Source organism: Capsulimonas sp. (genome assembly GCF_039929585.1).
Lineage (GTDB): Bacteria > Armatimonadota > Armatimonadia > Armatimonadales > Capsulimonadaceae > Capsulimonas.
The window spans coordinates 30,873-40,635 of record NZ_JBDSQY010000040.1 but is presented as its reverse complement, the minus strand read 5'-3'; the positions used below and the strand labels follow the sequence as shown (position 1 = coordinate 40,635).

Sequence of the window (9,763 nt, the reverse complement as noted above, 5' to 3'; positions counted from 1 at the left end):
GCTGGCGACTGAAGTCGCGCCTGCAAGAGCGCAGAAGTCCACCTGCGTGGACTGCATAATTGGGTGCGATATCGTCTAACGTAAGGCATCAATAAGGCGTTGCCGTCAACGATTGTGTAACCCACGTAGGTGGGTTTCTGCGCTCTTGCAGGCGCGGTTTCAACCGCCGGCTTCTTTTGGCTGGATCGTGCAAACCACATTATTAATTTGTCAAAATGCTTTAATCGCCGGGCGCCCATTCACTCATTATCAAAACCCGATCCCATGTCGATAAGAGCAATGTATGAAACTTCAACCATTGCTCAAGACCTGGAAGGGCGACAAGCGGTTTACGCAAATCTCCAAGGAAGCGGCGGCGCTGAAGAAGGCGGGACGGGGCGCGGACGATATTGCGTCCGCGCTCGAACTCGCCTTCGGCAAGCCCGAAACGCTGCTGGCGATGCGCGAGACGACCGCGCCCTATCGTGTATACGGCGAGATCGGCTCGGATATTGACTCCGTGGCGCTCGCTCAGCTTCGTCTCGCATTGCAATTGCCCATCGCCGCGCAGGGCGCGCTGATGCCGGACGCACATGTCGGATACGCCCTGCCAATCGGCGGCGTGTTCGCGGCGCACAACGCTATCTCGCCGGCCATGGTCGGCGTAGACATCGGCTGCCGTATGCACCTGACGCTCTTCGATCTCTCGCCAGAACAGCTTTTGCAAAGCCGCGAGAAACTTTTCGAAGACTTGAAAGCCGTCACCATCTTTGGGACTGGCGGCAAGCGCCCCCACCCCGCCGACCATGCGATCTTGGATGACGACGCCTGGGACCTCACGCGCCAATTACGCGGTTTGCAAGACCGCGCCGCCGGACAGCTCGGCACCAGCGGCAGCGGCAATCACTTCGCGGAACTAGTCATCGGCGAGCGTTTAGTTCCAGACGGCCTAACCGGCGTCAAACAAAGTTTCTGCGGCCTGCTCACGCACAGCGGTTCGCGCGGCGTCGGCTACGCCATCGCCAGCCACTACATGCGCCTCGCGGCTCTCGAAACCCGGCGTAAGGCCCGCGCCCCGAAGTTCTACGAATGGCTGGATATGGACTCGGACGCCGGGCGTGAATACTGGACCGCCATGCACCTCGCCGGCGACTTCGCCCAAGCGTGCCACGAAGTCATTCATGCCGACTTCCTCCAGCGCACCAAGCTTGCAGCCGCCGCGACAATCCAAAATCATCACAACTTCGCCTGGCGCAAAGGCGATCTCATCATCCATCGCAAGGGCGCGACGCCCGCCGAAACAGGCGTCCTCGGCGTCATCCCCGGCAGCATGGGCACGGCATCATATATTGTCGAAGGATTAGGCGCCCCCGAAGCGCTCGAAAGCGCCTCTCACGGCGCCGGCCGCGTCGGCAGCCGCACAGCGGCCCGCGATCGTTTCAGCGCCGCCGAGGCGCGGCGCATGCTGGAGCGTGAGAATATTTGGATCGAAGGCTTGAGCGTGGAGGAAGGCCCGCAGGCGTACAAAGATATCGAGCATGTGATGCGGATTCAGGTGGATGCGGGACTGGTGCGGCCGCTGGCGCGGATGATGCCGGCGGCGGTGATTATGGCGGGGGAGGAGTGACCTATTCCCCCGGCGCTTTAGCGCGCTTCCCCCTTTTCCCAGTGAAGGGCTAAAGCCCGAGAAAAGGGGCGTTCGTAACTGCGGTCCAGGCGAGTGTTCCAGGTTGTGTGAAGAGTATTCGGAACAGGGAAAAGTCTTCGTAGTCCACGACAAGACTCGCCTGGATTGTAATTATCAGCACCCCTTTTCCCGCCCGAAGGGCCTTGCTGGGAAAAGGGGGAAACGCGCTAAAGCGCGGGGGAATAGGCCCTATGCCGCCTTCTTCTTCCGCCGCTCCTCCGCATTGCGCCGCCGCGCTTCGATATCGCTCTCCTCTACTTTTTTCTCGAAGCTGCGATACCCCGCCAGATGAAACCCATGCTTCTTCGCGAGCGTGGTGATCTCATGGACCTGGGCGACCGAGACATCCTTGCCGAGGGTGAAGGATTCATAGCGGCCGTCCAGCGCCAGCATCATGGTTTCGGACATGCAGGCGTAGGCGGTCTTGGGCGGGAAGCCGAAGTTGAAGTGGAAGTCGAGATCGGCGCCGGGGACGGCGACGACGCCGCCTTCGAGGACGAGGACATCATCGCGCTCGCGGTTGACGCGAACGGAGACGTCGCGCGGACGGGCGACATCGCAGACGACGCAGCCGGGGACAAGGTCTTCGGGCTGGATCACGGCGTCCACGGCGCTGGTGACGGTGACCACGACCTGGGCGTCGCGCAGCCCCGTATGGACATCGTTGTGCAGGGTGACGCAGGCGCCGTTGAGCTCAGCGGCGACCACGCCGAGGCGATCTAAGTCGCGGCCGATCAGGGCGATCTCGGCGGCTCGGGGAGCGAGAAGATGCGCGCAGGTGCGGCCAATGGAGCCACTGGCGCCGACAATCGCGACTTTGGCGTTCTCCAGAGAAATGCCCATGCGTTTCGCGCCGTCAATGGTTCCTTCGACGGCGGTCGCGACGGTGTAGGAGTTACCCGTGGTGACGGCGATGTCGAGCTGCTTGGCGACCGTGATGCCGCCATCCCCCACCACCGAGGTGAACGCGCCCAGGCCGATGATCTTCGCGCCGAGCGATTCAGCGAGCTTGCCGCACTGCACCAGACGCTTGATCACGAACTCCGTGGGCAGGGTCATCAATTGGCGCGGCGTAAGCGGACAGGCGATGAACCAGCCTTCAGCCTCGGCGCCCGTGATGGACTTCAGGCCGGTGATGTGCGAGGCGACGATCGGCTCTTTGTGCTTGATCGCCCATTCCACCGCCGATTCCGGCAAGTACTTGGCGACGCTGTAGACGCCGCCCTTACGCGCGACATCGCGCTTGGCGTCGATCGGGTGAATAATAAACGCGAATTTTTCCAAAAAAATTGCCCTTTGGGTCGCTTTCTACGCGATGTGAATTTCGAAATCTTAAGAGTTCAGAGTCTGGATGCGCGGCTTCCAGTTGAGTTTCGCCATCAGGTCCATGTAGTCCTTCGGCGTCAGTTCCTCAGGCTTGCGGCCGGACAGCGTGACCAGCACGCCCTCCATAACGTTGGTCCCAAACGAGCGACCTTCGAACTGAGGCGTCGTCGTGATTAAGGTTTTGACGCCTCGCTTGGTCAGCTCCAGCACATCTTCCGCCGTAGTCGTGTTAGTCAGGATGGTTTTCCCAGCTAAATTTTCGGGCATATAACGCCGTATATAGGGAAAGTCGCCGGCGATTACATCGGCTTCGTCGTAGAAGCTCGTCCATTTCGGCGTAATTGTGTTCTGTTTTTCACCAGTCGGGTACAGCCATTGGAACGGCAGTTGAACGATCAACGGCAGAAGCACTCGTGCAGCCTGGTTGACGGCGGTCATGGAACGCAGCGCGATGGGAACGCCAACGGCGAACATCAGATCCCCGTAAACCACGGAGGCGCCGGTCGCATCGAGAGCCTCAGCCATGCCGAACCGGTCCACGGCGCAAACGAGCAGTACTTTGGAGTGCGCGAGATCGATGATCCCCTCACGCTGTAAGTATTGAACCGTTTCTCGTTCTAATGTGTTCTTGAGGCCGCTGCCGTCCACGACGGGTGTTTTGACTGCGGCCGCCGCGAGGCGTTCGATCTGACGAAAGGTGTAGCGCTTGCCCGCCGCATAGATATACATATCCGTGCCGCCCAGACCGAAGGCATCCACTTTCCCATCGAGCTCTATCAGTTTCTTCTGAAACAGTTTCAAATCTCCGTCGGTTCCGACCCGCTCGATTTGAAACTTTTCACCTAAGAAGTCTGCTTCGACGGATTTATTTCGTAGGGAGGATCCCAAACTGATACTGGTTACGCGTTTCATCGGGTCCTTCGGGACTTGCTTTTTGCGTGAGAATGCGATATATTAGGATCATATACCTGTCGCCACAGATCACGACATTATAGCAGATTCCTCCCGCGCCCGCAAATATACGGATCGGGCGAGGGTCAAGATACATAAAGAAGGACGGTTGCTTTAGAATGGATTCGCTTCGTATTGTTATCGCGGACGACGAGCCGATTATTCGTCTCGATCTTCGCAAAACGCTGGAAAACATGGGCCATCAGGTCGTTGGTGAGGCCGGAGACGGCGCAAAGGCGGTGGAAATCGCCCGCGAGCTCAAGCCCGACATCATCATTCTCGACATTAAGATGCCCGAGATGGACGGAATTGACGCCGCGAAGCTCATCACGACCGAGGGCGTCGCCCCGGTTCTGCTGCTGACCGCGTACTCCCAGAAGGATCTTGTCGACCGCGCCAAGGATGCGGGCGTCTTCGCCTATCTGGTCAAGCCCTTCAAGGAAGCGGATCTGCTGCCGGCGATGGAGATCGCGATCTCCCGCTACGAAGAGTTCGTGGAGCTTGAGAACGAGGTCACCGACCTTGAGAATAAGCTGGACACGCGCAAATCCGTGGATCGCGCCAAGGGCATCCTGATGGATCAGTACGGCCTCAAGGAGCAGGAAGCGTTCCGCCGCATCCAGGTGCAGAGCATGAACACGCGCAAGAGCATGCGTGAGATCGCCGAAGCGATCATCATCGCACACAACGTGTGAGCCTTCTCCCTCTCTTTAACTCCGTAACATATGTGAGAAAATGAAACATCACAATTCCCGCAACTCTTCCGTGCCGCCCAAAATTGGTTTTGGGCGGCGCAATCTTTTTCTAAAGCGTCACTCAGAATCCCTCAGTCTTCAGGAAGCGAATAATCGGTCTCTGCGCCGCAGCCTCGAAAAGATGGGCAAGGAGCTGCGCGCCGCGAACGCGCATATCCGCGAGATGGAGAAGGCGCACGACGAGCGAAGCGCCGAAGGCGAAGCCCTGCGCAAGATCGGCGAAACCACCGGCTCCCTCTTCGATCTCGAAGAGATGCTGCGCGCGGTCGCCGGGATCGCCGTCCAGGTCACCGGCACGGATTCGTCCCAGGTTTATCTGTTCAACGAAGCGCATGACACACTGGTGCTGCGCGCCGTGGACGCCGAGTCCGAACCCGATGAGATTGTCGGCAAGCTGCGCCTGAAAGTGGGCGAAGGCTTAACCGGATGGGTCGCGAAGAACAAAGAAGCCGTAGCGCTGGATCACGACGCACAGCACGACGCCCGCTTCAAATTCGTGCCAGAGCTTCAGGAAGACAAATATCAGAGCATCTTGAGCGTCCCGTTGGTGTACCGTAATGATGTTCTCGGCGTCATCAATGTCCGCACGATCAAGACGCATCAGTACACGCAGACCCAGGTTCGCCTGCTGCAATCCATCGCCGCTCAGATTTCGGGCGCCGTCGAGAACTCACGCCAGTACCGCAAGCTGGAAAAACGCACCTCGCAGCTGTCCGCCCTGTCCGAAGTCAGCAAAACCATCACCAGCGACCTTTATTTAGAGGAGATTTTGCAGCTGATCGTCGCGGCCACCGCCAAGACCATGGCTTTCAAAATTTGCACGCTGATGCTGCTCGATGAAGACAAGCAAGAACTGGTCATCAAGGCGACGCAGAGCAAAAGCAAGGACTACGTTAAGAAGGCGAACATTAAGGTTGGCGACAGCGTCGCAGGCCGCGCCGTTTCCGAGGGCCGCACGATTACAGTCCATGATCTGAAAAACTCGCAGGAGTACGCCTCGCCGGAGATCGCGCGCAAGGAAGGGCTGTCCTCCATGGCGGCCGTGCCGCTGATGGTGAAGAACAAGAAGATCGGCGTTCTGAACTGCTACACGGAAAAGCCGCATAACTTCACCGAGGAAGAAATCTCCCTGCTGACGGCTCTGGGCAACCACGCCGCCATCGCCATTGAGCACGCCAAGCTCATGGTCAAATCGGCGATTATTCAGGAGATGCACCACCGGGTCAAGAACAACCTCCAGCAGGTCGCCTCGCTCCTGCGCCTCCAGATGCACTACGCCGGCGAGCGCACCGTCGAACAAGTCATCACGGAGAGTCTTAACCGAATTTTGGCCATCGCCTCCGTGCATGAACTGCTGGCGCGCGAGGATTTGGACATCATCAGCGTCAAAAAGATCGCCGAGAGCATCGTCCAGGCAACCGGCCAAAGCATCATTGCCCCCGGCAAGCATATTCGCATGACGGTCGACGGCCCGGACATCCTCCTGCCGTCCTCCCAGGCAACCTCTATCGCTCTCATCCTGAATGAACTCGTGCAGAACGCCGTCGAGCACGGATTCGGCCCAGGTTTCGACGACGGCTCGATCTCCATCCGCCTGCACGAAGATCCCCGGCAAGTCGAACTGCTCGTCACCAATGACGGCGAACCGCTGCCGCCTGGCTTCGATATCAAGAAAACGGACTCACTTGGCCTTCAAATCGTCGAATCCCTGGTAAACGGCGACCTGCAAGGTAAGTTCACGCTGACGAACGTAGACGAGTGCACGGTAGCCGCCGTGATCTTTGGGAAATAGCAAACCGCATAATGTTTTCCTTCTTCTCTCCCGGGCAAAGATCCGGGTGAGAAGAAGGAGCGCGAACGCTGAGCTGTTTCAACGTTCTTCGCGCGCGGCCATAGCTTCGAGATTGACAATTACTCGCCGCAACAGATCGACGAGCATTTCTTTCTCTGTTTCTTCGAACCCCTCTAGCGCCTCCTCATTTCCCTGAAGCAGCACCTCCTTGACCCGGATCATCTTTTCCATTGCCTCGGGCGTAAGCCGGACCAAGCTGCTGCGCTTGTCGGCCGGATCGGTCTGCCGCTGGATCAGTCCGTCTCGCTCCATGCGCGATAGCGTCTGAGCCATCGTCGGCTGCTCGATATGAGCCAGCGCCGCCAGATCCTTTTGTGTCATCGTCTTCCCATCGCGCAAAGCTCCCAGCGTCGGAAGCTGCCCCACGGAAACCCCCAGCGGCCGAAGGCGGACCTCTCCGACGCGGGAGGACAGCCGCGCGGCCCGATTAATCAAATGGCCCGGTGTTGAAAAAATAGTTATGTCCATGATCGCTCCAATTGCATAGCAGGCTATATAAATGATATAATAATACATAGCCTGCTATATTATACAACGAAACCGAGCAACCCCATGAACACAATAAAAAACAAGAAGATCGCGATTGTCGGCGGCGGCCCCGGCGGACTGACCCTGGCCCGCCTGCTGCAAATGAACGGCCTCAATGTCACCGTTTACGAGAGGGACGCGAGCCGACACGCCAGGGCGCAAGGCGCCACCCTGGATTTGCATGAGGAGTCTGGTCTCAATGCGCTTCAGCACGCCGGGCTGATGGACGCGTTTCGCGCGAATTACCGTCCAGGCGCGGACAGACTGCGCGTGGTAAACAAAAATGCGGAGATCGTTTTTGACGATCACGAGAACTCGGATAGGGAAACATCCCGGCCGGAAATCGATCGCGGTCCGCTCCAGCAGATTTTACTGGATTCACTGGCGCCCGGCACGGTGATTTGGGATAGCCACTTTGTATCTCTATCACCGCAAGATAACTCGTGGAAATTAGATTTCAAGAACGGTATTTTCGCGTTCGCAGATATCGTGATTGCGGCGGACGGCGCCAACTCAAAGCTTCGCCCTTACGTCACACCCCTGAAGGCGTTCTATTGTGGATATACGGCCGTGGAAGGCGCGGTCTATCATTCCGAGGTCGCCAGCCCGAAGATCCATGAGCTGCTGCGCGGCGGCAAAATATTTGCGATGGAAGATGAGAAAAGCTTGATTGTCAGCTCGAAAGGCGATGGCAGTTTGATGTTTTACACCTGCGGTCAGCATGAGGAAAGCTGGGTTCGGGATAGCAGGATCGATTTTTCCGATAAAGCCCAGGTGCGCGCCTGGTTCCAGCAGGAATACGCCGACTGGGATGAGGTCTGGCGGGAGCTATTTGAAAATGCAGCCTCTTCATATACACCTCGCCCACTCTATTGCATGCCCTTGGATCAGACCTGGGAAGCGGCGCCCAATCTGACATTACTGGGTGACGCGGCGCATCTCATGCCCCCTTTTGCCGGGGAAGGCGTAAACATGGCGATGCTGGATGCGCTGGAACTCAGTCAATGCCTGCTGGACGAAAACTATCCCAGTACACAATCGGCAATCGCGGCTTACGAAAAGCAAATGCTCGCCCGGTCCTCGGATGTCGCGGAGCAATCGCTGAGCGCCACGATCGCATTTCATACACCCGATGCGATCTCCTTTATGCTGGGCGTTATGGGACAAAGTGAGCCGTAGCAGCCACCGGAATCAGAGATTTCAAAATACGCTTGTTGGCTGGAATATACGAGCTTGCCTCCTAGCGGTGAAAATACGTGTCTTCCTTGACTTGCCCGCCTCCTCTATGCTAAAATCTCCCAGGACCCGCCCCGCTTGGACGCGGGTCATTTTTTTGATATTGGGTGAGGAGAAGGACGAATGCTGCTGGGGACTCAGCGGGTGAACGAGGAAGGGCACTTGGAAATCGGCGGATGCGACGCCACCGATCTGGCCAAGGAATTCGGCACTCCGCTTTATGTGATGGACGAAGAGACGATCCGCGAGAACTGCCGGAACTACAAAGCAGCCTTTGAAGCGCGTTACCCCAAGAACGATATCTCGTTCGCCTCGAAAGCTTTTCTGAACATGGCGATCTGCAAGGTCGTCGAGCAGGAAGGCCTCAGCCTCGATGTCGCTTCCGCCGGTGAGATGTACACTGCGCTGCGGGCCGGTTTCCCTTTGGACCGCGTTCTGCTGCACGGCAACAACAAATCCCTGTTCGAGCTGGAGTTCGCGATGGACTTCGGCGTCGGCTGCATCGTTGTGGACAACCTTCAGGAGCTTCGCCAACTCAAAACGCTGGCGGAGAAAAAGGGCAAAACCCAGACGATCCTTCTGCGCGTCACCCCCGGCATCGATCCGCACACGCACCGGCGCATCAGCACCGGCCAGGAAGACACCAAGTTCGGCCTGAGCGTCGCCAATGGCGATGCGCTCGCAGCGATCAAAGAAGCGCGTGAGTTTGCTCCGCACGTCGAGATCAAGGGCATTCACTGCCATATCGGATCGCAGCTGCTTGATCCGCACACGCACGAGCAGGCGATCGACATCATGGTCGGCTTCATGCGCAAGATCGCGGACGAGACGGGCTGGATGCCGGAGGATCTGGACATCGGCGGCGGTCTGGGCATCCGTTACACGGAAGACCAGGAGCCGCCCTCCTATGAAGACTTCGCCGAGACGCTGATCACCGCCCTGCGAGCGGCGCTGGAGAAGTACGACGTCCCCGAGCCGTGCCTGCTTCAGGAACCCGGCCGCGCGCTCGTCGGCGAAGCCGGAACGACGCTGTACACGATCGGCGTCGTCAAGCGCGTCAATATCCCGCAGGATCCGGGAACACGAACCTACGTGACCATCGACGGCGGTATGTCCGACAACCCCCGTCCCCAGCTTTACGACGCCGTGTATGAAGTCCTGGTCGCCAACCGCATGGGCGAGGCGAAGGACCAGGAAGTGCGCATCGCCGGCAAGCACTGCGAGACGGACATTCTGATCCAGTCGACCAAAATCGGACATGTGGAGACGGGCGACATTCTCGCCGTGCAGTCCACGGGCGCCTACAATTACGTGATGGCGTCCAACTATAATCGATTCACCAAACCCGCCTGCGTCTTCGTCAAGGGCGGCGAAGCCGACCTCGTTTCGCGCCGCGAAACGCTGGACGACGTCGTGCGGCTGGACATTATCCCGGAACGTTTGGCTTAG

Annotated in this window: 8 protein-coding genes; 5 read left to right on the top strand and 3 right to left on the bottom strand. The window is 58.3% G+C overall.

Annotated elements, in window-relative coordinates:
• Positions 1-283 precede the first annotated feature (283 nt).
• Positions 284-1,606, top strand: a complete 1,323-nt coding sequence (locus ABIZ35_RS02700) for an RtcB family protein (protein WP_348218330.1) — start codon at positions 284-286, stop codon at positions 1,604-1,606.
• A 249-nt stretch (positions 1,607-1,855) separates the two neighbouring features.
• Here the strand turns inward: ABIZ35_RS02700 and ABIZ35_RS02695 are convergent, their stop codons facing one another.
• Complete coding sequence (locus ABIZ35_RS02695; RefSeq protein WP_348218329.1) at positions 1,856-2,950, bottom strand: shikimate dehydrogenase; 1,095 nt, start codon at positions 2,948-2,950, stop codon at positions 1,856-1,858.
• Between the two features lie 48 nt (positions 2,951-2,998).
• Positions 2,999-3,904 carry a quinate 5-dehydrogenase gene (locus ABIZ35_RS02690; protein WP_348218328.1) on the bottom strand — a complete coding sequence of 302 codons (906 nt, stop codon included), beginning with the start codon at positions 3,902-3,904 and terminating at the stop codon, positions 2,999-3,001.
• 158 nt (positions 3,905-4,062) lie between these two features.
• Here ABIZ35_RS02690 and ABIZ35_RS02685 point away from each other — a divergent pair, with 158 nt between their 5' ends.
• Together ABIZ35_RS02685 and ABIZ35_RS02680 are read left to right on the top strand one after the other, a co-directional pair.
• Positions 4,063-4,638: a response regulator gene (locus tag ABIZ35_RS02685; protein ID WP_119323232.1), complete on the top strand. Its 576-nt coding sequence runs from the start codon at positions 4,063-4,065 to the stop codon at positions 4,636-4,638.
• Positions 4,639-4,678: 40 nt separating this feature from the next.
• On the top strand, positions 4,679-6,490 hold the full coding sequence (locus ABIZ35_RS02680; protein ID WP_348218327.1) for a GAF domain-containing protein: 1,812 nt from the start codon (positions 4,679-4,681) through the stop codon (positions 6,488-6,490).
• 78 nt (positions 6,491-6,568) lie between these two features.
• Here the strand turns inward: ABIZ35_RS02680 and ABIZ35_RS02675 are convergent, their stop codons facing one another.
• Positions 6,569-7,018: a MarR family transcriptional regulator gene (locus ABIZ35_RS02675; RefSeq protein WP_348218326.1), complete on the bottom strand. Its 450-nt coding sequence runs from the start codon at positions 7,016-7,018 to the stop codon at positions 6,569-6,571.
• 84 nt (positions 7,019-7,102) lie between these two features.
• Here ABIZ35_RS02675 and ABIZ35_RS02670 point away from each other — a divergent pair, with 84 nt between their 5' ends.
• Positions 7,103-8,257 (top strand): NAD(P)/FAD-dependent oxidoreductase, encoded by a 1,155-nt coding sequence (locus ABIZ35_RS02670; protein WP_348218325.1) that lies wholly within the window; start codon positions 7,103-7,105, stop codon positions 8,255-8,257.
• Positions 8,258-8,437: 180 nt separating this feature from the next.
• The gene (gene lysA, locus ABIZ35_RS02665) at positions 8,438-9,763 is read left to right on the top strand and encodes a diaminopimelate decarboxylase (RefSeq protein ID WP_348218324.1); all 1,326 of its coding nucleotides are present in this window, start codon (positions 8,438-8,440) and stop codon (positions 9,761-9,763) included.